This window comes from Oceanisphaera sp. (assembly GCF_048268965.1).
GTDB lineage: Bacteria > Pseudomonadota > Gammaproteobacteria > Enterobacterales > Aeromonadaceae > Oceanimonas.
The window spans coordinates 182,627-206,767 of sequence record NZ_JBLWUK010000001.1; the positions used below are offsets into that span (position 1 = coordinate 182,627).

At 51.0% G+C, this 24,141-nt stretch carries 20 protein-coding genes; 7 read left to right on the forward strand and 13 right to left on the reverse strand.

Features of this window, described 5'->3' with window-relative positions; translation table 11 throughout:
• Positions 1-37 precede the first annotated feature (37 nt).
• The 7 genes from ACN0VL_RS00830 to ACN0VL_RS00860 all read right to left on the reverse strand — a co-directional run bounded on the left by ACN0VL_RS00830 (position 38) and on the right by ACN0VL_RS00860 (position 7,245).
• Positions 38-505, reverse strand: a complete 468-nt coding sequence (locus ACN0VL_RS00830; protein WP_417614165.1) for a regulatory protein RecX — start codon at positions 503-505, stop codon at positions 38-40.
• Positions 506-556: 51 nt separating this feature from the next.
• Entirely contained in the window at positions 557-1,618 is a 1,062-nt protein-coding gene (gene recA / locus ACN0VL_RS00835) for a recombinase RecA (protein ID WP_417614166.1), read from the reverse strand.
• Positions 1,619-1,779: 161 nt separating this feature from the next.
• Positions 1,780-2,265, reverse strand: coding sequence for a CinA family protein (locus ACN0VL_RS00840; RefSeq protein ID WP_417614167.1), 486 nt, complete (start codon positions 2,263-2,265; stop codon positions 1,780-1,782).
• Positions 2,266-2,318: 53 nt separating this feature from the next.
• Positions 2,319-3,056: a sulfite exporter TauE/SafE family protein gene (locus ACN0VL_RS00845; RefSeq protein ID WP_417614169.1), complete on the reverse strand. Its 738-nt coding sequence runs from the start codon at positions 3,054-3,056 to the stop codon at positions 2,319-2,321.
• 210 nt (positions 3,057-3,266) lie between these two features.
• A complete protein-coding gene (locus tag ACN0VL_RS00850) occupies positions 3,267-4,016 on the reverse strand; it encodes a DUF3726 domain-containing protein (protein WP_417614171.1) in 750 nt (249 codons plus the stop codon).
• Positions 4,016-5,737, reverse strand: coding sequence for a hypothetical protein (locus ACN0VL_RS00855; protein ID WP_417614173.1), 1,722 nt, complete (start codon positions 5,735-5,737; stop codon positions 4,016-4,018). The genes ACN0VL_RS00850 and ACN0VL_RS00855 overlap by 1 nt, the downstream gene beginning before the upstream one ends.
• 617 nt (positions 5,738-6,354) lie before the next feature.
• Positions 6,355-7,245, reverse strand: coding sequence for a LysR family transcriptional regulator (locus ACN0VL_RS00860; protein WP_417614175.1), 891 nt, complete (start codon positions 7,243-7,245; stop codon positions 6,355-6,357).
• Between the two features lie 94 nt (positions 7,246-7,339).
• Here ACN0VL_RS00860 and ACN0VL_RS00865 point away from each other — a divergent pair, with 94 nt between their 5' ends.
• The 6 genes from ACN0VL_RS00865 (at position 7,340) to ACN0VL_RS00890 (ending at position 15,137) form a co-directional block, all read left to right on the forward strand.
• A complete protein-coding gene (locus tag ACN0VL_RS00865) occupies positions 7,340-8,782 on the forward strand; it encodes an aldehyde dehydrogenase family protein (RefSeq protein ID WP_417614177.1) in 1,443 nt (480 codons plus the stop codon).
• Positions 8,783-8,794: 12 nt separating this feature from the next.
• Entirely contained in the window at positions 8,795-9,805 is a 1,011-nt protein-coding gene (locus ACN0VL_RS00870; protein WP_417614179.1) for a dipeptidase, read from the forward strand.
• A gap of 54 nt (positions 9,806-9,859) precedes the next feature.
• Positions 9,860-11,428, forward strand: a complete 1,569-nt coding sequence (locus ACN0VL_RS00875; protein ID WP_417614181.1) for a BCCT family transporter — start codon at positions 9,860-9,862, stop codon at positions 11,426-11,428.
• A gap of 102 nt (positions 11,429-11,530) precedes the next feature.
• Positions 11,531-11,905, forward strand: coding sequence for a RidA family protein (locus ACN0VL_RS00880; protein WP_417614183.1), 375 nt, complete (start codon positions 11,531-11,533; stop codon positions 11,903-11,905).
• Between the two features lie 83 nt (positions 11,906-11,988).
• Positions 11,989-14,082 carry an AAA family ATPase gene (locus ACN0VL_RS00885; protein WP_417614185.1) on the forward strand — a complete coding sequence of 698 codons (2,094 nt, stop codon included), beginning with the start codon at positions 11,989-11,991 and terminating at the stop codon, positions 14,080-14,082.
• Between the two features lie 20 nt (positions 14,083-14,102).
• Positions 14,103-15,137, forward strand: a complete 1,035-nt coding sequence (locus tag ACN0VL_RS00890) for a helix-turn-helix transcriptional regulator (RefSeq protein WP_417614186.1) — start codon at positions 14,103-14,105, stop codon at positions 15,135-15,137.
• A 316-nt stretch (positions 15,138-15,453) separates the two neighbouring features.
• Here ACN0VL_RS00890 and ACN0VL_RS00895 read toward each other — a convergent pair whose 3' ends face one another.
• The gene (locus ACN0VL_RS00895) at positions 15,454-16,128 is read right to left on the reverse strand and encodes a hypothetical protein (RefSeq protein WP_417614187.1); all 675 of its coding nucleotides are present in this window, start codon (positions 16,126-16,128) and stop codon (positions 15,454-15,456) included.
• A 278-nt stretch (positions 16,129-16,406) separates the two neighbouring features.
• On the opposite strand from ACN0VL_RS00895, the gene ACN0VL_RS00900 reads away from it, so the two are divergent.
• Positions 16,407-16,709 (forward strand): hypothetical protein, encoded by a 303-nt coding sequence (locus ACN0VL_RS00900; protein WP_417614188.1) that lies wholly within the window; start codon positions 16,407-16,409, stop codon positions 16,707-16,709.
• A 163-nt stretch (positions 16,710-16,872) separates the two neighbouring features.
• Here the strand turns inward: ACN0VL_RS00900 and ACN0VL_RS00905 are convergent, their stop codons facing one another.
• From ACN0VL_RS00905 to ACN0VL_RS00925, 5 genes are all read right to left on the reverse strand, one after another.
• Positions 16,873-17,016, reverse strand: a complete 144-nt coding sequence (locus ACN0VL_RS00905) for a hypothetical protein (RefSeq protein ID WP_417614190.1) — start codon at positions 17,014-17,016, stop codon at positions 16,873-16,875.
• A gap of 126 nt (positions 17,017-17,142) precedes the next feature.
• Positions 17,143-17,550, reverse strand: coding sequence for a hypothetical protein (locus tag ACN0VL_RS00910; protein WP_417614192.1), 408 nt, complete (start codon positions 17,548-17,550; stop codon positions 17,143-17,145).
• Between the two features lie 202 nt (positions 17,551-17,752).
• Complete coding sequence (locus ACN0VL_RS00915; RefSeq protein ID WP_417614194.1) at positions 17,753-19,414, reverse strand: dynamin family protein; 1,662 nt, start codon at positions 19,412-19,414, stop codon at positions 17,753-17,755.
• The gene (locus ACN0VL_RS00920) at positions 19,411-21,639 is read right to left on the reverse strand and encodes a dynamin family protein (protein WP_417614196.1); all 2,229 of its coding nucleotides are present in this window, start codon (positions 21,637-21,639) and stop codon (positions 19,411-19,413) included. The genes ACN0VL_RS00915 and ACN0VL_RS00920 overlap by 4 nt, the downstream gene beginning before the upstream one ends.
• A gap of 14 nt (positions 21,640-21,653) precedes the next feature.
• Positions 21,654-23,372, reverse strand: coding sequence for a dynamin family protein (locus ACN0VL_RS00925; RefSeq protein ID WP_417614198.1), 1,719 nt, complete (start codon positions 23,370-23,372; stop codon positions 21,654-21,656).
• Between the last annotated feature and the right edge of the window lie 769 nt (positions 23,373-24,141).

A 24,141-nucleotide genomic window follows, 5' to 3' on the forward strand; every position in this document is an offset into this window, starting at 1 on the left:
TGCCTGGGGTTTGCCGAGGGAATGTCGGCAAAAAGTGTTACTCCGCTGGTGACTCCAGGGCATAACGTATTTGATCGGAGTTAAAACCACGGCTTTGCAAGTAACGCATTCGCCTGGCTTTTTCTTTAATATCGGAAAGGTCCCTGTCTCTGAACCGGGACTGGTAGCAGGCCAGTGCCAGCTCAAACCAGTCGACGTCTTCTTCGGCCAATGCCTGTTCTATATCAGCCTCATGCACGCCCTTGCGCCTTAATTCCATACGAATGCGTAACGGGCCGTGTTTTTTAAAGATATGCTGGCGCACCTGCACGGCGGCAAAGCGGCTGTCGGACAGCCATTGTTGCTGCTCCAGTTTATCCAGGGCCTGCTCTATGAGGTCACGTTCAAATTCGCGCTGTCGTAATTTTTGCGACAACTCCAGCCGGCTGTGATCCCGACGAGACAAAATTCTGAGCGCACAATCCCACAACTGCTGTGGCGTCTGCTTTGCTTGCGTCATCATCATCTATTAACAGTTAGGTATAAAAGTAAAGGCCGGGATAGCCCGGCCTTATGGTTAAAACTCTGCGTTATCTTCCGGGGTGCCCGGTTCGGCAAATGCTTCCGCTACCTCTGGCTTTTCACTGCCAGGAGTCAACAACAGCATGTCCCGTAGCGTCTTCTCGATTTCATCAGAAATATCTTTGTTTTCTAGCAGATACTTGATGGAGTTTGCCTTGCCCTGGCCAATTTTATTGCCTTTGTAGCTATACCAGGCGCCGGCTTTATCCACTATCTTGTGCTTGACCCCCAGCTCAACCAGTTCGCCCTGCTTGGAAATACCGGCCCCATAAATAATTTGAAACTCGGCCTGCTTAAAGGGGGGCGCTACCTTGTTTTTTACCACCTTCACCCGGGTTTCGTTACCCACCACTTCGTCGCCCTCTTTAATGGCACCGATACGACGAATATCGAGACGAACCGACGAGTAAAACTTGAGTGCGTTACCGCCGGTGGTGGTTTCCGGGCTACCAAACATCACACCGATTTTCATCCGGATCTGGTTGATGAAGATTACCAGGCAGTTGGCGGCCTTGATGTTACTGGTTAGCTTGCGCAGCGCCTGGGACATCAAGCGAGCCTGAAGGCCGACGTGCGAGTCACCCATTTCGCCTTCTATTTCGGCTCGTGGGGTCAGGGCCGCTACCGAGTCAATAATAATGACATCGACCGCGCCGGAGCGAACCAGCATGTCGCAAATTTCCAGCGCCTGCTCGCCGGTATCGGGCTGGGATACCAGCAAGTCGTCGACATTAACACCCAGCTTGGCAGCATACTGCGGATCCAGCGCATGCTCGGCATCCACAAAGGCACACACCTTGCCCGCCTTCTGCGCTTCGGCAATCACTTGCAGGGTCAGGGTGGTCTTGCCGGAAGATTCAGGACCATAAATTTCAACAACACGACCGGTAGGCAAACCACCAATACCTAACGCTATGTCCAGTGACAAAGAGCCGGTGGAGATGGACTCGACATTCAACGCCTTGTTGTCACCCAGTCGCATGATAGAGCCTTTACCAAACTGTTTTTCAATTTGGCCAAGGGCTGCGGCCAGGGCTTTTTCTTTGTTTTGATCCATGAAAGCTCCGCTGATTAAGCTAATGCGTCGAAAAATTTATACGCAAAGTATACTGGTTATTCGTACAGTATCAAGTGTACATCTCTGTGAAAGCCGGTCTTTCATCAGGCTCTCTTTAATGGGGTTGTTAACGCCTTGAATTGGGTTCGTATTGTCTTTTATTAAACCAGTAGCGCCAAACAATCTTCCAGGGCCGCCACTATGGTTTGCTGACGCACCGCCAGACGATCACCGGTTAGCTGCAGTAGTCGAGTATGAGTTTTATCTTCGGTAGCCAGATAACAGGCCAGCCAAACGGTACCCACCGGCTTTTCCGGGCTGCCACCACCCGGGCCTGCCACCCCGCTCACCGCCACGGCCAGGCTATCGCCATTTTGCGCACAGGCGCCTTTGGCCATGGCGATCACCACCGCCTGACTGACGGCTCCGTCGCGGTCAATCACGCCAGCATCTACGCCCAGCATGTCACGTTTGGCACCGTTGGAATAGGTGACAAAACCCCGCTCGAACCAGGCCGAACTACCGGCAATGTCGGTAATGGCACTGGCAATCCCCCCGCCGGTACAGGACTCGGCGGTGGTGATGGTCATGTTACGTGCCAGCAGTATTTCACCTAATTGCTGCGCCAATACTTGTGTCTGCCCCACTGGTACCTCCCCTCATAGCTCAATACCTTATCGATTTCAGGCCCGGGATGCGACTATGTGGTCGCCAGGCCCCCCGTGATGCCCTGCCACAATACCACCAGAGCCGAGAGGGCCGAAATCAATAAAATGGCGGGCCGGGCACTGTCTTTCTGAAACACCCGCTCCAGGCGGCGCGACAGCCAGAACCCCAGTATAACACCCGGCATCATCTTCAAAATCAGGGTGCCATTCAACAGCTCGGCCCCGCCATTTAGCCACAGCATGCTTATCGACAACGGAGTACCAATCAAAAAGAAAGCCGCAATTTCATTACGTGCCGTCAGCCGAGACTCATGCTGATACAGCAAGGCGATCGGTGGCCCCCCTACCGAGGTCGCAGTGCCCAGAATGCCCGAGAAAAAGCCCGCCACCGTCAGGCTATAACCATTCAGTGCCACCGCGTAACGCCGCAAGCTCAGCCACACCGCCAGCAAGAGAGCACTGCCAAAAAACAGGCTGAGTTGCCAGGGCGCTATGCTCACCAGCAACAAGGCGCCACACCAGGAGCCCGGCAACCGCGCTGCAATAGCGGGCAAAACCCGGCGCCAGTTAAGGGTGTGGCGCTGTTTAAGCACCACCACGACCGACAGCATCCACCCCAGCACCAGCACGGGTCCTGGCACATAGGCGGGATCGATCAGATACAGCAAGGGAGCGGCCAGCAGGCCAAAGCCAATGCCCACCCAGGCCTGCACCAGTATGCTGCAGGTAACAATCAACAGCGCCAGCAAATCGATAGGGGTATACAGCATGCCGTTATCCTGCGTGAAAAGCGGCTATTCTAGCACGCAATAATGGCGTCGAGCCGAAGACATGGCTCACCGCCAGCAAGACTCAAAGGCGGCGCCGAAATTTGCATCTTGCAGGAGTGTTGGCGCGCGTTTCAACGGGCGACATAAACGAAAAAGGCACCCATCGATAAAGAAAGGTGCCTGTTTTGCAGCTGGGTGCCTGATGTTGGGTTACCGGCTGCCCGCTCCATGACGAGAGCGTTCGCTGTTTTCGACCAGAATACCGGCCCCCAGGCGATTGATGTCGGCCCACAGCGCCTCATCAATCTCGATGCCGTTATCTATGATGTATTCCTTGTTGTCGGCCAGATCCTCGGGACTCATGTAACGGGCATTACGGTTGCCCTTGGAGCGCTGCAGAGATCCCGCCAGGTTCACTCGTGAACTGCAGACAATCGTCAATGCCTGGGGTTCATCCGGGTTGGTCACCAGAGTAGTGGCCGCTTCACTGAAACTGGGATAGCGCTCCCCCGCCTTGATCGCCGCCGCATACTCTTTAACGGTTTTGCTGCCATTTTGCCAATAGGCCGTGACGCTGATGCCCCGCCGCCCACAGTCGGTCAGTGCCTTGAGCGCAAACATGCGATTATGGCAGTTATGCACGGTAATGGTGGCGATGCCGCTTTCCAGCGCCTTGGCATGTGCCAGATCAACCGACGAGGCGATACAGTTCAGGGCACTGCGACCATTGCTGTCGATAATGGCCGAGGTGCTGTCTTCATACACGACTGTACTCAGCGGCTTGTCACTATCCAGACCGATATAAGGCAGCGCCCGCTTCAGCTCCTCCAGCCCGTTGAGGCCATGTTTTTCCAGCCATAACACCATATTGGCCGCATCTTCATAGTTACCCACAAAATAACCGGACGCTTCAAAACAACGGCGCAACGCCGCTTTCAATTCATTCATCGACACTTGCATCAGTCATTTCCTCCTGGTGTGGGGGCCAGCGGCATAAACCAGTCATCGTTATAGATGTTGCCGATATCCTCCAGCAGCGGTGCGCCCTGATACATGGTATTGCGCACCCATAATTTAGAGCGTGGATCGAACTTGCTCACCCCAAAAAACGACAGCTTGCACCGCAACAGGTGCATGGGCAGTACGTCTTTGGCCAACAGGTTGGCCTGTATGTCGCCGTATACGCAGCGGTCCATACTCTGAATACGCCGCACTATGCCACGCAGCTTGGGCCGGGCCACCATAAAGCGGGCCGTGGTGTGCTCCGGGTGTTCCTTAATGTATTCGCACAACTGCTGATAACACTTGTACACCGCATATCCCACTCCAAGTGGCATCTGCTTTTCTCGCCCCTGATCCAGGGCGCACTCCCCCAGCCTGGGCTCCATTTTATCCTCGGAGCGATACCAGAAGATGTCCCGTGAACCGACGGCATTAAAGTCTATTTTCAGTGCCCAGTCGTAACGACGTTCTATGACGGCTTTCAGCTCCTGCAATGGCATCACCGGGTTGAGATCGAGAAACTCTTCCACGCTGTAATTGTCATCCAGACCATCCACCAGCTGCGGATACAGCTCCAGCATGATAGACACCAGCAGCTCTTGCCCCTGCAGCGAGCAGTGCTGCTCGCTCCACGCCAGCAGCTCGTTCCAGTCGTGTAGTGATGCTCCTGCCTGCTTGCGCAACGCCGTGATATCTTCAATCACCCGGACATTATTATCGGACTGCCAGGGATCTTCGGTGAGGGTTTCGGCCATGTGCTGGCCGCTGCGAGCCAACAAGGCATCCAGCTGTTGGCGTATTCTGTCGTCGATGAATCCCAGGCTGCGCACCAGGGCCAGCGCCAGCTCACGCAGCTCCACCCAGCGGTTGATCAGAATGGGGTGATTGATCAGATAAGGCGCCATGCCAAGCCCGGTGGAGTTGCCAATGCCGAAGTAACGCTTGATCTCGGGCTGCATGGGGGCGTATTGCCGGGGATTGCGCTGTTGGGCAATGTGCTCGACCTGCAGCAAGCTGAAGTTTCTCAGCATAAAGCAGGCAAACATTTCGGCGGCAAAGGGACGGGCAAAGTCGGGGTAACGGCTGCAGACTTTATCCCAGTCGGCCATGCCCAGCTTGCCACTGCCGTAAACGGCGGTGGTGCGATACAGATAACCAACCCTGGCTATCTGAGCCACATCGGGCTGTTCACCCTTGGCCAGCTGCTCGACCACATAATCGAAGTTGCGGGCGCTGCGGTTGGCGCGAGACAGCACAAACACCCGGGAATCGACCCGGCCTGCCTCCTGCAGTGGAACATTCTGCCGCAAGAAGGCCAGATACTCGTCTTCGACCCGCCCTTCTACCAGCGCCATGGTCAGATCCCATTTGCTGGCAATGACCCGGTCGTTACGCTCTTCCGGGTTCAGGTAGTCTGAGAAAATAACGAAGCTGAACAACCCTTGCGCAGTGTTGATTTCATAAATAACAGTACCGTAGCCTTCTGCGCACAAGTCCAGGCGAGCGGTATTAATTTGCCAGCGTTCCAGCATGATGCGGCGCACCAGGATGCGCATAAAACTCAGCCGACTCTGATGCATGGCGCCCAACCGTTCCAGATCCATTACCTGGTCAACGGGTCGCAGCGGCAGTGCATTTGGCCCCCGCAAAGAGGCTTTAATCGCAGCTAACCTCATCATGTTTCTACCCTCGATTATTGTTAGGGTCTGTTGACCTTTCGCGGTTAAATTTTGTTCGAGTTAAACGCGTTTTTATCGCGGCGAGAGGTGTGTCGCTTAGTCTTCTAAGCAAGTACCTCTCAACAAAGAGAAAAACGCGTTTAGCCGAACCCTACGGGCAGTGTTTGTGGAGCTTTTCTACAGCGTTATCGCTTATTTATGGAGAATGACTCCATGGCACAAGCGATGCCTTGTATAAATGCCCCACAAACGGCTGCAAAAATAATCTCGAAAGGTCAACAGACCCTGGGTGTCCTTATTGCGTTATTTATCGAGCCAGCCGCCCGACATAACGCAGGGTCAGAAAGAGAAAATACTATTCCGTTACGCTCAGGGTTAACGACTCAGCTTTCTGCCTCATGAGGTGCATCATCGTGCAAATCAACAAAACCCGACAAGTTAAATGGTTATATCAATTGATAAGAATAATTTATCAGGTTGCTTGAAATGCACATTAACACTGATACCAATGTTAATAATTGACTGTTGGGTTAAGACACTAATTAACAAGAAGTGAGAGGTAGAGCAGGTTGATAAAGCAATACCCTGCCGGTCATCAGCCGGCAGGGTGTGTCGGTTCACTGTGGGGGGTTGGCAAGTATAAAATCAACCAGCGCCTGAGCCGGAGGGGTCAGCGACTTGTTGTTCAGCCGAATGATGCCAATGCGCCGCGTGATCACCGGCGTGTGCAGGGGGATAAAGGTGAGTCGCGAGTTATCTTTTGGAAAAGCATACCAGGGCAGCGTGGTTACCCCACAGCCCGCCTCCAGCATGGCAACCAGTGAAATCATGTTGGACACATAATATTGCGAGTGGGCCAGCAGCGACTCCGCGACACTGCCTTCCAGTAAGCGAGAGGTGCCATTGCTGATTAATCGATATTGCTGCAATGCCTGCCAATGCAGCTCGCTATGGCTGGCCAATGGATGCTCATGGGGACACACCACCCCCAGGCGGTCTTCCCATACCGGGGTAAAGTGCTTTTCGCTCTGATCCTGCTCGTCGAACAGGCTGGCAATGCCAAAGTCCACCTGCTGGTTTTCTACCATTTTCAATACCGCCCCCGAGTTATCATCAAACACACTCACATGCAGCTTGCGATCCCCCATAAAGTTCAGCAGTAACTCCGGCAGAAAACGGCTGGCAATGGACGGCACCGACGCCAGTCGTAAATGTCCCGTCTTGTGCTCCGCCAGCAGGGTCATGTCTTCGGCCACACGGTCATGGTGGGCAAGCAGCTCTTTCGCCTTGGGCAGAAAATGTTTGCCAAAGGGGGTGAGCTCGGTTTTGGCAACCCGGCTGTTACGCTTTTCGAACAGGGCCTCGCCGAGCTTGTTTTCCAGATCACGAATCGACAGCGAAATGGCAGGCTGGGTACGATGCGCCTTTTCCGCGGCCAGGTGAAAGCCCTTGAGCTCGGCCACCCAAACGAAGTGACGTAGTTGTGCGACTTTAAATTCCGGCAACATGATAAGACTTCCTTATCAGACGATATCATTAATTAATTTTTGTTATTAAAGCACAACTCCTATGATGACTCCAATCACGTAAAGGAGAGCACTCATGTCTGATTCAGTATTTCGTAACTACATCGCCGGTGAATGGGTTGAAGGTTCAAGCACTATTGCCAACATCAGCCCATCCGATCTCAGCGATGTGATTGGTCACTACGCCCAGGCCGATGCTGCCCAAACTCAATCCGCCATCGCCGCCGCGGCCAAGGGCCAGCTGGAATGGCAGAAAAGTGGTCTGGAACAGCGCTACGCCGTACTGATGGCGATTGGTGACGAGCTGATCGCCCGCAAGGACGAGCTGGGTCGCATCCTGGCCCGTGAAGAAGGCAAGACCCTGGCCGAAGGTGCCGGTGAAGTCTACCGCTCCGGTCAGTTCTTCCATTACTATGCCGCCGAAGTGCTGCGCCAGATGGGCGAAACCGCCGATTCCGTGCGCCCCGGCGTCGAAATTGAAACCCGTCGCGAGCCCGTTGGCGTGGTCGGCATCATTACTCCCTGGAACTTCCCGACCGCCACCGGCGCCTGGAAAATCGCCCCGGCCCTGGCCTTCGGTAACGCCATCGTATGGAAACCGGCCAACCAGGTGCCCGCTTCTGCCTGGGCACTGACCGAAATTATCTCTCGCCAGAACCTGCCTGCCGGTACCTTCAACCTGGTGATGGGTCCGGGTGCCGAGGTGGGTGATGTGCTGATCAACTCTCGCGACATCAATGCCCTGACCTTTACCGGCTCGCTGGAAACCGGTCGCAAAGTCGCCGCAGCTACTGCCGTTAACCTGGTCAAGTGCCAGCTGGAAATGGGCTCCAAGAACGCCCTGGTGGTACTGGACGACGCCGATCTGGACAACGCGGTAGAGTGCGCCGTGAACGGTGCCTTTGGTGGTACCGGTCAGAAATGTACTGCCTCTTCCCGCCTGATCGTGACCGAAGGCATCCACGACCGTTTCGTGGCCGCCGTTATCGAGCGCATGAAGAAGCTGGTGGTCGGTAACCCGCTGAAAGAAGGCGTGCACATAGGTGCCGTGGCCGATGCCCGCCAGATGGAGTCCAACCTGAAATACCTGGAACTGGCCAAGAGCGAAGGCGGCAAGCTGGTCTACGGCGGTGAAGTGATCACCGAAGATACCGAAGGCTACTACATGCAGCCGGCGCTGTTCACCGAGACCACCAACGACATGGCCATCAACCGGGAAGAAGCCTTCGCTCCCATCGCCTGCGTGATCAAGGTGAAGGATTACGCCGAAGCCCTGGCCACCCTGAACGACACCAACTTCGGCCTGACCGGCGGCATTTGCACCGAGTCACTGAAGTACGCCACCGACTTCAAACGCAACGCCAAGACCGGCTGTGTGATGGTCAACCTGCCGACGGCCGGTACCGATTACCACGTGCCGTTCGGCGGTCGCAAGGATTCCAGCTTCGGCCCGCGTGAGCAGGGTACCTACGCCAAGGAATTCTACACGGTCGTAAAAACCACCTACATCCGCGCCTAACGGAGACCGGCAATGAGCAGAGAACTTCATAACGACATGATCGTGATCGACGGGCTTCAGTATTCCAACTGGAACCGGGAGATCTTCGAGCAGCTGCGCGAAGGCGGCGTCACCATGGTGCATGCCACCATTGTCTATCACGAACAGATCCGTGAGACCCTGATGCGCATTGCCGAGTGGAACCGCCAGTTCGAGCTACACGGCGATCTCATCATGCCGGTTCGCAGCGCCGACGATATTCGTCGCGCCAAGGCCGAAGGTAAAGTAGGTGTGATGTTCGGGGCGCAGAACTGCTCCCCCATCGAAGACGATATCGGCATGGTGGAAGTCATGCGTAATCTGAATCTGATGATCATGCAGCTGACCTATAACAACCAGAGCCTGCTGGCGTGCGGTTGCTATGAAGCGGTTGACAGCGGCGTGACCCGCTTCGGCCGCCAGGTGATCAAGGAAATGAACCGGGTCGGCATGGTGGTGGACATGAGCCACAGCGCCGAGCGCAGCACTCTGGAAGCGATCGAAATATCCGAGCGTCCCATAGTGATCTCCCACGCCAACCCGCTGAGTTTTCACGACGCCAAGCGCAACAAGTCGGATACTGTGCTGAAGGCACTGGCCGAATCCGGTGGTCTGCTGGGCTTCAGTGCCTATCCTTTCCACCTGAAAAACGGCCCCGACTGCACCCTGGAAGAGTACTGCGACATGATTGCCGACACCGCAGACCTGATGGGCGTGGACAGGCTCGGCATAGGGACCGATTTGTGCCAGAACCAGCCGCTGTCGGTGCTGGAATGGATGCGCAACGGTCGCTGGTCCAAGTCCATGGATTACGGTGAAGGCTCCAAGTCCAATGCGGACTGGCCCCGCCCGCTGTCCTGGTTCCGCGACAGCCGCGACTTCCCCAACCTGACCCAGGGCCTGCTGGCCCGGGGCTTCAGCCAGGAAGACGTGGCCAAGATCATGGGCCTGAACTGGCTCAACTTTCTGGATGAGGCCCTGCAGCCGCAGGCCACTGCTCGATAAGGATGATGGGGAGCTTCGGCTCCCCTGTGCAGATGTTCCACTATGGAGGCGAACATGAGCAATAAAACAGAGGCTACCCTGGCCATGGAAAAAGATAAGGACATAAAAGCCCCCACCGGCTTTTTTGCCGGGCTCGACTTGCCGGTATTCCTGCTCAGCGGCGGCGCCCTGCTGCTGTTCGTGGTGATGGCACTGTATGACATCGAGCTGGTATCGGCCTTTGTCAACAGTGCCTTTGCCGTTTCAACTCGCTTGTTTGGCGCTTACTGGCAGGTCTTGTTACTCCTCACCTTCCTGATCGGTCTGGTCATGGCCGTGAGCCGGGGTGGCAATGTTCGCCTGGGTAACCTGAGCACCCCCGAGATGTCCACCTTTCAGTGGATGTCGATCATCATGTGTACCTTGCTGGCGGGAGGGGGGGTGTTCTGGGCCGCCGCCGAGCCCCTGGCCCACTTTATCTCGCCGCCGCCCATGTATGCCGGTGAAACCGACAAGATGAACATGGCCATCAACGCCATGACCCAGAGCTTCATGCACTGGGGCTTTCTCGCCTGGGCCATTCTTGGCAGCCTGACCGGCATCGTGTTCGCGCACCTGCATTACGACAAAGGCCTGCCGCTGAAGCCACGCACCCTGCTGTATCCGGTGTTTGGAGACTGGGTGATGAAAAGCTGGCTCGGCTCTCTGGTGGATGCCTGCTGCGTACTGGCGGTGGTTGCCGGCACCGTAGGTCCCATCGGCTTTCTCGGCCTGCAGGTCAGCTTCGGTCTGGAAAAACTGTTCGGTATTCCCGATGTCTATAGCACCCAGGTTGCCATTCTGGTCGGCCTGATTGCCATCTATACCCTGTCGGCTGTGAGCGGCGTAACCCGCGGCATTCAGATTTTGAGTAACATCAACGTGGTGCTGGCCGCCTTCCTGATGCTGTTTATCTTTCTGTTCGGCCCGACCGCCTTTATCGTCGATACCTATCTGCATGCCTTTGGACTTTACCTGAACAACTTCATTCCCATGGCGACCTTCCGCGCCGATCCGGCCTGGCTGGACTGGTGGACTGTGTTCTTCTGGGGCTGGTTCCTCGGCTATGGTCCGCTGATGGCGATGTTTGTGGCCCGAATCTCCCGCGGTCGTACCGTACGTCAGGTGATCATGCTGATTTCCATCGTCGCCCCCATGATCACCTGCTTCTGGTTCACCATCATGGGTGGCAGCGGCCTGGCCTTTGAACTGGCCAATCCCGGCAGCGTCTCCGGTCCCTTTACCGGTTTCAACCTGCCCGCAGCCCTGTTGGCGATCACCGAGCAGCTGCCCTTTGGCTTCATTATCTCGGTACTGTTCCTGATACTGACCACCATCTTCGTGGCCACCACAGGGGACTCCATGACCTTTGCAGTCTCCATGGTCATGACCGGCACCGACCATCCTCATGCGGGTGTACGGGTGTTCTGGGGTGTGATGATGGGGGTTGTTGCAGCCATCCTGATTTCCATCGGCTCCGGCGGTATCACGGCCCTGCAATCCTTCATCGTGGTCACGGCGGTCCCTGTGTCGCTGGTGTTGCTGCCCACCTTGTGGACGGCACCGCAAATCATCAAGAAAATGGCGGCGGAACAGGGGCTGTAAACCATCATAGCACGCTCCCGGTTTACCTCGCCGGGGCACTACTTTTGAGCGGCGACTGCCGCTCTTTTTTTCATTCTGTTCAATCAATTAAAAGGTATACCGATGAAAACAGCCGTAAAAACCGATCTTTTTGCTTCCAAGGCGCCGCTGGAATGGGCGGTGATGGCCAACGGTCAATTCTATACCGCGCAAATTCCCATTGATGCCGAAGGTAAAGTCGTCGACGGCGGTATTGAAGCCCAGGCTCGCCAGACCATGGACAACTTCAAGCACACGGTGGAAGCGGCCGGCCTGACCATGGCAGACGTGACCCAGGTGCTGATCTACGTCACCGCCCGGGATCAACTACCGGTATTCAACAAGGTCTATGCCGAGTACTTCGAGGCCCCCTATCCCAACCGCGCCGCCATGATAGTGGCCGGCCTGGCCCGGGAAGAAATGCTCTGCGAAATCGTGGCCTACGCCGCCCAGCCCTGATCCCCTCAACCTTATTACTGGGCGACACAAAGTGTCGCCTTATCTTGTACTCTGATGACTCCACCGCCAACTAGGAGCATCCCATGCCCATCCAGCCGCCTATTCCTGACTTTCTTCGTAAGAAAAAACGTTCGGTCAGTGCTGCGCTACCGGTTCATCCGCCGCTGCCATTGTTATGGGCCTTGCGCCTGCTGGTATTGGGTGGGGCCGCACAGGTTGCTCTCACCAAGCGCCGACATGAACTGGATGAGTTATTGCAAACTCTGGCGCCCGATATTGAGGCAGACGAGTTATCGTCTGCTGCCGCAATGTCATTGCTCAAAGCGGTACTGACCGAGCAAGAGAGCCTGCGAATTTCAATACCCGCTCCCCTGTGTAATAACCTGCAACAGTTAGCAACCAACCTGAGCCTATCCGCCGTGGAGCTGGATATATTGGCTTTTTTGATCTTGTTGGAACAAGACAATGTGCTGACCCAAACCGTGGGGATGTTTCATCAACACTCGATTGGCCCTCAGCAATTGGTGAGTCTGTTGGCCTGCGCCCTGCCTTACACCCGTCGACAGGTGGCGCACGCCCTGGCACCCGATATGCCACTGTTGGCCTGTGGCTTAGTGCAAACCGAGCGACATGGTAATGGGCTAGAGATAATGCGGGGCCTCGACGATATCTTATTATATGAACAAGATGGCCCACACTCTTTGCTAACCGCTTTTTCTATCAGCAATCAAACTCCCTCGTTAACCCTGAATGACTTTGCGCACTTGCAGCCTTTTATCGAGCGCTTGTTACGTTATTTGTCTCGATCGGCTCGCCAGCCACAACTGGCCGTGAACGTATTGATTTATGGCGCTCCCGGCACAGGAAAAACCGAGCTGACTCGCGCTCTGGCGGCCGAGTTGCAGTGGTGCTTGCACGAAGTCAAGTTTGCCAATAATCAAGGTGAGGCACTTAGCGGCCGCGAACGGTTTGCTCGTTACCAGTTATGCCAGCAGGTGCTGCGCAATGATGCCCACAGTCTGGTGTTATTTGATGAGGTAGAGGACGTCTTTAACGAACGCACCAGTGAGGGTCAAAAGGCTTGGGTGAACCGGCTACTGGAAAGTAATCCACGCCCAACTTTTTGGCTAAGCAATGATGTATCGAGTATGGACCCCGCTTTTATTCGTCGTTTCGACTTGGTGTTAGCCATGCCAGAGCTCACAGCAGAAGTACGGTTGAGCATCGCTAGGCGACTACTGAGTAAACTGAATGTCACGGAGACCTGGTTACAACAACTGGCAAAACAGAAGCAATTGGAGCCGGCTCATTTGGCGCGAGCAGTCAAGGTGGTGAAAAAGCTGGGTTATCGTAAAGCAGAAAAAATAGAAGCCGCAATGGAGGACTTGTTAGCTAACTTATACCAAGCTCTGGGCTATCAATGGCAATCCTTGGCTCAGCCAAAATACTCTTCGCTATTTAACCCCGCTTTGTGCGCCACCGATACTAAATTAACGCCTATGATCAATGGCCTGCAGCGCAGTGGTATGGGCCGACTGTGCTTATTTGGCCCTCCCGGCACCGGTAAAACGGCGCTGGCCCGTCATTTGTCCGTTACCCTTGATAAAACTCTCATCTCCAAAAAAGCCTCGGATCTGCTGGACGCTTACGTCGGGGGTACCGAAAAGAAACTGGCTGCAGCGTTTGCCGAGACTAAAGCCTGTAACGGCATACTGTTAATAGATGAAGCCGATAGTTTGTTGGCCAACCGCGCCGGTGCAGTACGCAACTGGGAAGTGAGCCAAGTGAACGAATTATTGGTTCAAATGGAACAGTTTAACGGTATTCTAGTGATGGCGACCAACTTTATGACCCACCTGGATGCGGCGGCCTTGCGGCGTTTTGATTTTAAAGTGCGCTTTACTTACTTTAATGCCGAACAAGCCTGGATGTATTTTAATACCGTATTAGGCTTGGCCATCAAAGACGATTTTTGCGAGCAAGACGTCGCCCATTTACACCCGGCAGTGAGTCAACTTACGCAACTCACCCCAGGTGATTTTTCCGCCGTGGTTCGCCGCCACCAGGTTATGGGCGAATCTATCAGCCCAGGCAGCTTATTGGCGGGGCTACAGCAAGAATACAGCCTTAAAACCGCTGGCCAAAGCAAACCCATCGGCTTTTTGGCCAACACATAAATAACACCACAAGAGGCCCCATGGCGACGCAACGCGATACCCTGTTTCGATATCTGGCAATGCTGCAGCTTATTCCGCGCTCGCCCCATTATAAAGCCACCACCACGCTGCAGGCTCTGTTAGCCGAACGCGGTTTTAACATTGAACTGCGCTCAATTCAGCGTGATCTCGAGAAAATGTCGTCGCACTTTCCGCTGTTATGTAACAAAGACGAACGCCCTTATCGTTGGTCATTTGATCCCGGCTTTAAGAGCAACTTACCCGCCATGGATACCGCAACCGCGCTCACTTTAGTATTAGCCGAAGAGTATTTAAAAGGCTTACTACCACAAATTGCCATCGACAAGCTCAACCCGCAATTTGATGCCGCGCGCAAGTTTCTCGATGCCCTGCAAGAAAACAGCTATGCCAGCTGGGCACGGCAAGTGCGCGCCATTCCCAATGGTAAAGCACTGCTGCCGGCCGCCATTGATCCTCCCGTATGGCAAGGAATCAGTGATGCGCTACTCGAGCGCCGGGCGATTGATGTGGAATATTTAAGTCGCCAGCAACGAGAAGTTAAACCTTTCACGCTGCACCCCCAAGGGTTGGTGGTGCGCCACAGCGTCAGCTACTTGCTGGCCACGGTGAATAATTATGACGACATTCGCCAGTTTGCCCTGCATCGCATTCGTAAGCTCAACCCCAGCGAAAATCGCTATCGCGAACATCCGGGCTTTAGCGTAGAGGGTTATATTGCCAAGGGTGCCTTTGGGTATCCGTTAGACCAACAACAACTCGAGCTGGTGGCTAAAATAGATCGAGGCATGGCTTGGTTACTGGCCGAAACCCCAGTCAGCACACAACAGCAACTGTCTGGGCCAGACCAAGAAGGCTGGGTGACCTTGACTGCCACAGTGCCCAACGATCAACAAACCCAATGGTGGATCATGGGCTTTGGCGCCCGCATTCAAGTACTGCAACCCAGCTCATGGAGAGACGCCATTGCCGAACAAGCCAAACAGATGCTGGCGATGTATGAGCCAGCGCCGAGCGCCCGGAACCTTAAAGATTAAAGATTCCTTTGCCACGGAACCCACATAATCCACGGAAAAATAGCGAGCAGATCTGAAAGGGCTCTCATTGACAAGAGTGAACAGACGGCGTCGATATCTACATATTACACGAATGTAGTCGCGCGCTTTAGCCGCGAAATCCGGCAGCGCTGGATCGGGTACACAAGTCCCTTAGCGATGAACGAGCTTGTCGCGTTCCCATGCCAGCAACGAAATGCCGCTCTGCTCGCTCCGCAGCCAAGGCTCACCTCCATACAGGAGCATGGAGGTGAGGGCATACCGCCGTTCTTGTAAGCCACTACTTCTGCAGTGAAAATTAAGCAGGACTTAAACGATTTTCACCTGTTACTGGTGGATAGCTGGCATTGCCCCATAAAGCATCGGCGTTATCCATCATAATACTGATAATAATGGGCACCGCATCCCCCAGAATGGCATTCGCATCTTTGAGTTGTTGCCTATTCATACTGCTGTTCCAAGTCGCTCCGCCGTGCACCAGCTGATTACGCAAGGTATAAAGCCGGTTGAATACCACGCTCAATACCAGGGTGGTATTTTTGCTGGCCAAAGCAATATTAGCGGTCTGTTTGGCAGCTGCAAAGCGCGATTGCCACTCATCACCGGACACCAAGCCATTAGAGTGATCCCAAAACGGCTGATACACATAAATGTTATCCAGTAGCACTCGAATCGCCCCAGAGTAACGCTGCCACACCAGGTTATATAATTGCTGGCGGCTATCCAGCCCTACTAATTTTTCTAAATAACGATTAAAACGCTCGCCCTCAAACATCCGCTGCTCACCTAGCTCATTGGCATAAGCGGCGTTAAAGGCAATCCACAGAAAAATAAAACGGCCATCTTCGTCTTCACTTTGCTCGGCTCTATGCAACCAACTCAAGGCACGATGCACCCGTAGTGCCAAGCCCTCTGGATAACTTTCACGCTCCTCGCGCTGACGCTCTTTTAATATTTTATATTCCGCTGCCATGCTCGCATTCCTTATTATTTAAATGTTTGTATATTAACCAGACAGTTCCTTTCTAACAAGCTACAGCTTATGTCAACAGGCTGATTAAAAATAAAAGCTAACCGAAAAAAATTCGGCTATTGGTCACATTACAGAGCACAGAGCTATTGCTACTCCGTAACAAGTAAATACTCACACTCAGGGTAATAAAAAGGAATAAATATAAGAGTTCTTGTAAAGCCCATTATCTTTGCCACCAACCAGCTGACCACCACAGCGGCTCAAGGCATTCCCAACATATGGGCATCCTAGTTTGGCCAAGGGTTCAGGCTTATGGCATATCCAACGAGAACGAAGACAGGCTCATCATCAAGTGTGGCATTGGCTACTCGGAAAACGGCGAGCTCACCCTTAGAAATATTATTGATTTCAACCTTGCCAATGGAGAAGATCTTTCACCCAGTGACAACAATACCGTTAAATTACTGATCGACGGCAATGCCTACTGGATACCAGAATCTGTGGGCTGGCGTAACGACGACAATGACTGGCATGCGTTCAGGAAACAATTCAGACTGCCGAGTAGTTTGATGTGTACTTAGACCAGAAAAAATAACCGTTTTTTTCTCTCTCGCTCCAGAGCACCAAGAAGTTGCTCGACGATCTGCGAGGATGTGAATATCGCTATTAACCCTTGTGTGAAATATAGACACATACACGCAGTATAAACTCTTACTTATCTGAAAAAATCCAGCTCCCAAATACTTATGCAGCTTTTAAAAGTATAATTAAAAATAAAAACTGACTAACAGCAGATATAACACCCGCTTTAAATAAAGAAACAATCCTTGCCCATGTGAATATTGAAACAACAATTCTGCCATATACACTGAGCACTTTTTCACTCATGAAAACTACTCACATCACTGTCATTTAAAGCCCCCTAGCAGGAGCTTGTTAAGTTAATTTATGATAAAAATAATCGACATCAAATAATTAGCTCAGCATAACTGACACCTAATTATCCAGAGCATTCTAAATAGAGGGAAGTTTCACTACTTTAGATGTAACTCCAATCGATTTTTTTTGCAGTGCTACTTTAGCCACACTAAAAACAGCTTGCCACGTTACTCCTTTGGGCAAATAATCTTTAAACATGGCTCGATCTCCTTCTATGGTACTTAAATGCATTGACGAATTTATGACAATAAACCCTGTCATATCCATGAGTTTTGGAATGCCCATCAGATACATATCTTCGCCCTCCCAATCCAAAGAACGGACAATCGCTCTCGGGCCTACCAATGTTTCGAAGACAACACACTTGGCGAGAGAATCAATATCCGAACCCCGCAGGCAGCTAACAACCAAAGCATCCTGAATCATAGATAAATATTCTAATGCACTTAAATCTGCGATATTCACCTTCTCGTTGTTAGTCATCTTTAAAAACCCCTCAATAAAATAACAAAGTTTACATATTAATATTTTTAATTTATTCTAGAACAGGTCTGACACAACGTACAAAACACGCCTTGCAATCAAGCACTTACCGAACCACTTGATAAGTATCTATTATAGATTTTTTCCAATCACTTCAGAGAAGCAACCCAACACCTTAGTCAGTAAAAATAAAAGATCATTGCTAACCAAATGTTCTTGTTGATAGACTAGATAACATTGAAAGTAACTGAGCATGTTTATCTATATTCTCTTGAGTTTCTTGCTCTTTATTTTTCATTTCCGATCGAGTATCTAGTGTCTGTGGTTCATCAACACTTTCTGATGCTGTTATTATCGGCGGGTTCGCAATGTCGGGAGCTTTATCAGTGCTCTCTTTCCGTTCAACGTCCTGATAGGGACCAGCAGATAAGGCTTCGCGGAAAGCATTCCATAGAGACATTAACTCATCAAGTTCAGCCTCTCGATACTTTACTGCATAGTCTAAACGTAACTCACTCAGGTGCTGCTTAATCAGCATGATTTTATCCATACGTTGCTCTTGCGAGTCCGGTTGATTGGTCTGTCGATCTAATTGTGATGTAGTTTCTTCCGCTTCATCATCCTCTCCCTCCTCATTTTCACCAAGCATTTGAAGTAGTGATGATAATTTATCTGCAGTTGTATTTTTTGGTTTTTTGTTGTTTTTTTTGGTTTTGGGTTTACTACGATAAGCACTCATATCAAAAGGTTCAGCCTGAATACCGTCATCAAATGCACCGAGCTCGTATAAATCCAGCTCCAGTGCTTTAAGTAGCGCAGTTTTGGCCTTACGGTTTTTAATATCCGCAAGAAATGCCTGCTTATATTCGATGAATATTTGATCAACCTCTTCCACCAACACATGATAGGTGTCTTTTGGCTGATTCCACTCAGATAAAATATCATGCAACGACTGCTGTTCAAATGCTAATTCTTCTTGCCATTCACTGCTGTAAGCGCTGATCCCTTCAAACTCGACGCCATCCATAAACAACATGTCGGCCACTTCTTGCATTACTTTTTGCACATCCGACAAAGGCTTAAGATCTGCCTTGTTCAGGATCACGTACAAGCGTACTCCAGGGGGAACATGATCAAGCAAAAAGTCGATATCGGCCCGAGAAATAGTACCGTTGGCATCTAAGCCAATTACCCAAAGAATACACTGGGCCTGAGTCATATACTCGGAGGCCGATGATTCATCATGGCCGGTAAACCCTTCTCTATCCCCCGGGTTATAGCCGGGAAGATCGATAAATGACAGGTTTTCGTAGTGCTCTATTGGCGTTTCCAGCGCGATAAAGGGCAGTAGATCGCGCAGATTAAAGCCGAATTCCTGTACAAACTCATGAGAAAGCTGCGCATAAATATCGGCAGGAATATTCACCTCACCGCCGTGGGCGCTATAACCGACGATTTGGTTTTGCTCCGAGTGAAACACATAGGTCGGAATGGCGGTAATCGGCTGCACACCTATCGGTAGCTGAATATTTTTGTCCGAGAACAGACTACTGATAAATGAGGATTTACCACTACTAAATCCGCCAGACACGGCGACTACTGTTTTATTTTTAAAACGAGACAAGGATTCAACCAGACGCACCTGATCTTCAACCGCTTTCAAGCGAATTATTGCCTCCGCTTCGTTTGCCAATACATTTACTCTATTGGCAAAGGGGAGAAACATATCTTTAAGCAACTGAGTGAACTGCAGATAACGCGGACTCTGTACTACTTCGGCAGAAATAGCCGAAGATACGAGGTGGTAACGACTTTGCAGCTCTGCGTGAGCCACTTCTAAATGCTGATTTATATTTTGATTCATGCCGCCACCTCACGCAGACGTTGTAGTACTGTGTTCATTTTATCGATAGTCAGTCGTTTGTTTTCAACCATATCCCGTAACTGCATCATTTCTTGCTGTAGGCTGTCGAACAGCTTACCGCCCATATCGAAACCTGAAAGACCTTTAGTGGCAGTACGAATTTGGTCGGCGTAATTATCCGCTTCTGTTAGCAATAACGATAAATAATTGCCAGCCTGCTCAATGTATTCTTCAGCTTTGTAACCTTTCAGCTTACCGCTTTTTGCCAGTTCGGCTGGTAGCTCAGGCAGCGTCGGTTGCGGTAAATCCTGCATGCTATTAATGGCAGTGCGGCACACGGAAGCCAACTTGTCGGCATCCACTCTGTCATCGCCAATCGTTTCGCGCAGCTTGCTAATCAGCTCCATGGTCAGCTTTTTACGCCACAGCAACAGGCGATGCTGAGCTACATCCAGTAGTCCATCCTGGATAAACCTGTACATATCTTCAAGAGCAGCTCGAACACTACGTGCATCCAACGTAGTTAAAGTCTCGTTGACAGTTTCATGACCACCACCCCATAATTTTCTGGCGAGCCAGGAAGTAGCCCCCCTTTTTTCTCGCTTGTAAGTCTCGGTCACAGTGCCTTCTGCAGATTCCATATCTCCCCTGATTTCACTGCGAAACTGCTTGAGCAGGGATCTTAATTCGTCCGCCAATAACAGTTCAAACTCTTCTGCGTGATCTTTGAACAGGTTATTAGCAGTGTTTTTTCCTGCACTGCGTACTGTTTCTAGCTGTTGTAAGTCTTGCTCTACGGTGTGCAGATCTGCATTTGTTATTTTTTCGATTTCGGTAGTAAAGTAGTCGGTTAGCTTAATTGCAACTTCTGTAACAGATTGCTCTTGGGCACGAATAAAGTCTTGAGCCTGCTTGGCTAATATATCGTTTTTCTTATGACGTACCGTATCAATGGTATTCAGTAATGGCTCTCGACCCGCCAGCATTTTTAGATAAACCTGTTGCTGTTCTGATGTGGTGAAGTAGTCAGCGTAGTTTCTTTTTAATAAGCTTAAGGTGTGCTTAGCGGTGTCATCCCACTGCTGTTCTGGCTGAGCCAGCAAGGTCTGACAAATGCCGGAAGTAACAAACAGTCTTTCATGCTGCTGGTCAGCGACGGCACTTAATACTTCATTATCTTGGTTACGCAAGGTACTGGCAGACTGCTGTGCCAATATGCCCTGCAGGCCTTCAATAACCAATGGCAACTGGCCTTGGTGTTTCTGACGCTCACTGCTGTGCAACTGCGTATCTACCTGGCTGGCGACCACAAAAATTTCCTGAATGCCCTCTCGCTTGGTCAAGCGACCCGCGAGCTCTAAGTCTTGTGCATTCAAAAACTGCCCCGCCGGGCTAACAATAAACACTACGTTACATTCTTTTAGCATGTCGTAGGTGCGTTGCTCGCGAGAAGCCACCGCATCGTTAAGCCCTGGGGTATCCACCACCAACATGTCGTTAAGCGAACCAAGTGGCAAGCCAATGTGCAGCGAGCGAGTAAAAGGCATGAACTTGCCCTCTGAACCCACATATTCATATAGCTCTTTATTCAGCTCTGCCTCAGAGCTCGCTTGCAGTACTTTGCTTTCCCTTAAGCTATGAATATCCACGTTAGACTTTTTAATACGCTCGTGTAAATCGGCAGCTGACTTCAGAGTAGGTTCTCGGTCATCCAACTGACGTGATGCCATTGAGCGCAGGCGCTCTTCATCAATAGCAGGCGCGGACTGCCCTGGCATCAAACGTTTTTGCTGCCTGCGCTGTGCCTCTTCTATTTGTTCTTGCACCGCGCTTTGTAACTCGGTTTGATAACGCAGTGCTTTTTCTCGTAGCGAAGTTAAATCGTCTTGCGAGAAAAACTCTACTGTGGCAGTAAACTGCTTACTATGACCAATGGTCGTTAAGGCGGCAGTCATGGGGGTGGCAGCTTTTGGCAGCACATCTCGACCATTGAATAACAACGCATTAATCAGTGAAGACTTACCCGCCTTTACTCGGCCAATTATGCCAATTTTTAGTAACCGATCCGTATTCTGCATCGCAGTAAGATGATTGGTAATTTTCTCTGCCGTATAACTACAGGTGGAGTTACGAATTTCCTTGGCATGACCGTCACATACATCTTCAAACTGAGTAAAGATGTTATCAATGCTCAACAATTTACTTTCTAAGTTGGTACTATCCATCAGTGCTATCTCCCTTAAATAATGTTGCTTTCGGCCATGGTATTAATGTTTTTACGTACGGATTCTAACGCAGTAACACTGGCTTCAATATCTGTGGCACTGGCATCGGAATCAGCTTGTGCTTTTTCTAAGATCTCTTGCTGCTGGCTGATTTTCACTTCAAATTGTTCAGTAACTGCCTGAACCATGCTCTGACTTACTTGTGCCAATGCGCTACTTACCTCAGGAGCAACTTGGCGTAGTACACTTGGAATAACCTGAGTGCGGATTGCTTCGGCATAACGCTCTTTTTCTCGCGCTTCGCGTGCACCTTGGAACAACTGATCAACAATACCTGGCAGGATAGCCAGCACAATATTAAGCAGAGGAATGGGAATAAACCGTCCTATACCAAAGAGTATTCCTGATGCTCCACCAACACCTATTCCTTTAGATACAGCGCTGTTATTAACAGAGCTTGTTAACGAGCTCATCACCTCAGTTTGCAGGTTAGACATCAAGTTCTGCTTCCAGTCATCACTGAAGTTAAAGTCTGCATCAAGCGTGACATTTAACGAACCGGATACGTTGCGGATCACTTCGTTAGAAAGCTGACCGATGGCTTTTTGCAGCTCACTGACCAGCGAGCTTCTTACCAAATCAGATATCGCTCGGCCAAGCGCATTGTTACCCGCTTTTGCCAGTGAAACAAACTCATTAACAGAGCCATTCAGTTCACTTTCGAGGCGAGAAATAATGCGTCTATCCACACTAACAACAGAGTCTGATTGAATCGTTCTCAGGTTCCGTTCACGCTCATTCATCATCGAGCTCAAGGCTTGCTGCAGTGTTGCTATTTGCTCACGGCCTTCATCTTTGCTCTTTTTCAAGGCACTAATCGCACTGTTAATATCCGCGCTGGCCATGTAGTAAAGATCTTTAACGGCGCTGATAAATAGCTGATTAAACACTTGGTTAGAATCGGCTTTCGCTAGTTCTTTCAGTAACAAAGAAGCATCATCCATGTCGATACACCCAACATGGACATCGGTAGCAAGGTCAATGGCAACCTGATCATTAATAAATGCCTGAACCTCAGCCAGCTCAGACTCGGTTGCCAGATCTTTTTTGGTCAAAAATATTGAGAAATTTCGCCCCATGTCCATTACTTCATGCAAGCGACGGATATCTTGGCTGCGTAAGGTGCCGTCTTTGGCATTCACCAAATAAAAATAAAAGGCACCACGGGTTAAGTAGCGAAGAATAGCGTTGTTGTGCTGCTCTAATGCCGAGTCGAACCCAGGCATGTCTACCAAGGTAAAGGGAGCGATATCTTTGAGCGCCTGTCGGTTCAGGAACACCTTTACCACTTCATAGTTTGCAGCATTCGCACTCAGCTCAGTCAATGCCGATACCGGGTGGCGCTCTTCGTTACCGTTGATGTTCTGAGCCAGAATGTACTCATCATGGCTATAACGTAACTCGGCCGGGATAGCCGTTTCTGCCGTTACCGCTACCGGTAATATTTCATCACCGATTATTCCGTTAATGGCTGTCGACTTACCCGCACTAAACCCCCCCACTACAGGCACCAGCAACTCACCACTTTCTAATGTCTGATGTAGCTTGTGATATTGCTCTTCAAAGCGAGTGTTGGCGTCATCCAATAACTGGGGGGCGGCTTCCACTGCTATCTTGTATTCAGCGCTTAGACTTTCAATATAGCTAAGCAGTTCCTGCTTTCTTGTAAACATAACCCGCACCTTATTTTTTGATAATTTTCCGGCTTTAAATGTGTGCAATTGACATGACCTACTCTAACCCAGCAGGCGACATACTACGTCGCCTGCTGGTTGAGCTACTAAAATCGTTGCGTTTATTGAGCTCAAAATTAAATACAGTTTTCCTCTCGAGCTGCACATTATCGTTGGTGTATCGCTAAAAACAACGAGACAGTTCTGCTGCATTTCTGCAGTAGAAACTCGCAAGAGCTATCTAAATTATGCCGAGCTGGATACACAATAAGCATGTTAACTATCTTGCCTAATCGATGGATAAATGCAAAATAATATTGCTTATTTTTTATTTAGGAATGTATTTATTTCCCTTGATATACGAGCCCGACAGCTTAAAAATTTGTCACTGCGAAACAAACTCATCCCATGTGAATAATAAATGCAGCCTGACCGTAAAAAATGCTGAATATGCCAACGTTAAAAGTACTTTATAGGCCTTGGATTTTCACTTTCGTGGTGCTGGCTTCCTTTATCGCTGCCTAACCCCAAGTGTTCCGTAGACAACACCAACAGACAACACAGTTGCATCAAGGAGGATTAAGAGAGCTGCTCCGCCGCCCATCATATAACAGGGATATTATATGATGGGCGTCACAGAGATGTGCCCGAGCGAGTCGGAGGAGTAGATACCTTTATCCTATTTTTGCAGAGCAACTAAATTAGAGCCGTTATTTAATCGGTTTGGCATTTCACGCTGCTTTTCTAAGCCCATGCCTTCAAACCCGGT

Excerpts from the sequence above, each read along its gene's own strand:
- ACN0VL_RS00865 (WP_417614177.1), top strand. The coding sequence starts at position 7,340 with ATGTCTGATTCAGTATTTCGTAACTACATCGCCGGTGAATGGGTTGAA.
- ACN0VL_RS00860 (WP_417614175.1), bottom strand. The coding sequence starts at position 7,245 with ATGTTGCCGGAATTTAAAGTCGCACAACTACGTCACTTCGTTTGGGTG.
- ACN0VL_RS00905 (WP_417614190.1), bottom strand. The coding sequence starts at position 17,016 with ATGAGTGAAAAAGTGCTCAGTGTATATGGCAGAATTGTTGTTTCAATA.
- ACN0VL_RS00850 (WP_417614171.1), bottom strand. The coding sequence starts at position 4,016 with ATGCAAGTGTCGATGAATGAATTGAAAGCGGCGTTGCGCCGTTGTTTT.
- ACN0VL_RS00890 (WP_417614186.1), top strand. The coding sequence starts at position 14,103 with ATGGCGACGCAACGCGATACCCTGTTTCGATATCTGGCAATGCTGCAG.
- ACN0VL_RS00895 (WP_417614187.1), bottom strand. The coding sequence starts at position 16,128 with ATGGCAGCGGAATATAAAATATTAAAAGAGCGTCAGCGCGAGGAGCGT.
- ACN0VL_RS00875 (WP_417614181.1), top strand. The coding sequence starts at position 9,860 with ATGAGCAATAAAACAGAGGCTACCCTGGCCATGGAAAAAGATAAGGAC.
- ACN0VL_RS00910 (WP_417614192.1), bottom strand. The coding sequence starts at position 17,550 with ATGACTAACAACGAGAAGGTGAATATCGCAGATTTAAGTGCATTAGAA.
- recA (WP_417614166.1), bottom strand. The coding sequence starts at position 1,618 with ATGGATCAAAACAAAGAAAAAGCCCTGGCCGCAGCCCTTGGCCAAATT.
- ACN0VL_RS00925 (WP_417614198.1), bottom strand. The coding sequence starts at position 23,372 with ATGTTTACAAGAAAGCAGGAACTGCTTAGCTATATTGAAAGTCTAAGC.
- ACN0VL_RS00900 (WP_417614188.1), top strand. The coding sequence starts at position 16,407 with ATGGGCATCCTAGTTTGGCCAAGGGTTCAGGCTTATGGCATATCCAAC.
- ACN0VL_RS00920 (WP_417614196.1), bottom strand. The coding sequence starts at position 21,639 with ATGGATAGTACCAACTTAGAAAGTAAATTGTTGAGCATTGATAACATC.
- ACN0VL_RS00830 (WP_417614165.1), bottom strand. The coding sequence starts at position 505 with ATGATGATGACGCAAGCAAAGCAGACGCCACAGCAGTTGTGGGATTGT.
- ACN0VL_RS00880 (WP_417614183.1), top strand. The coding sequence starts at position 11,531 with ATGAAAACAGCCGTAAAAACCGATCTTTTTGCTTCCAAGGCGCCGCTG.
- ACN0VL_RS00870 (WP_417614179.1), top strand. The coding sequence starts at position 8,795 with ATGAGCAGAGAACTTCATAACGACATGATCGTGATCGACGGGCTTCAG.
- ACN0VL_RS00885 (WP_417614185.1), top strand. The coding sequence starts at position 11,989 with ATGCCCATCCAGCCGCCTATTCCTGACTTTCTTCGTAAGAAAAAACGT.
- ACN0VL_RS00845 (WP_417614169.1), bottom strand. The coding sequence starts at position 3,056 with ATGCTGTATACCCCTATCGATTTGCTGGCGCTGTTGATTGTTACCTGC.
- ACN0VL_RS00855 (WP_417614173.1), bottom strand. The coding sequence starts at position 5,737 with ATGATGAGGTTAGCTGCGATTAAAGCCTCTTTGCGGGGGCCAAATGCA.
- ACN0VL_RS00915 (WP_417614194.1), bottom strand. The coding sequence starts at position 19,414 with ATGAATCAAAATATAAATCAGCATTTAGAAGTGGCTCACGCAGAGCTG.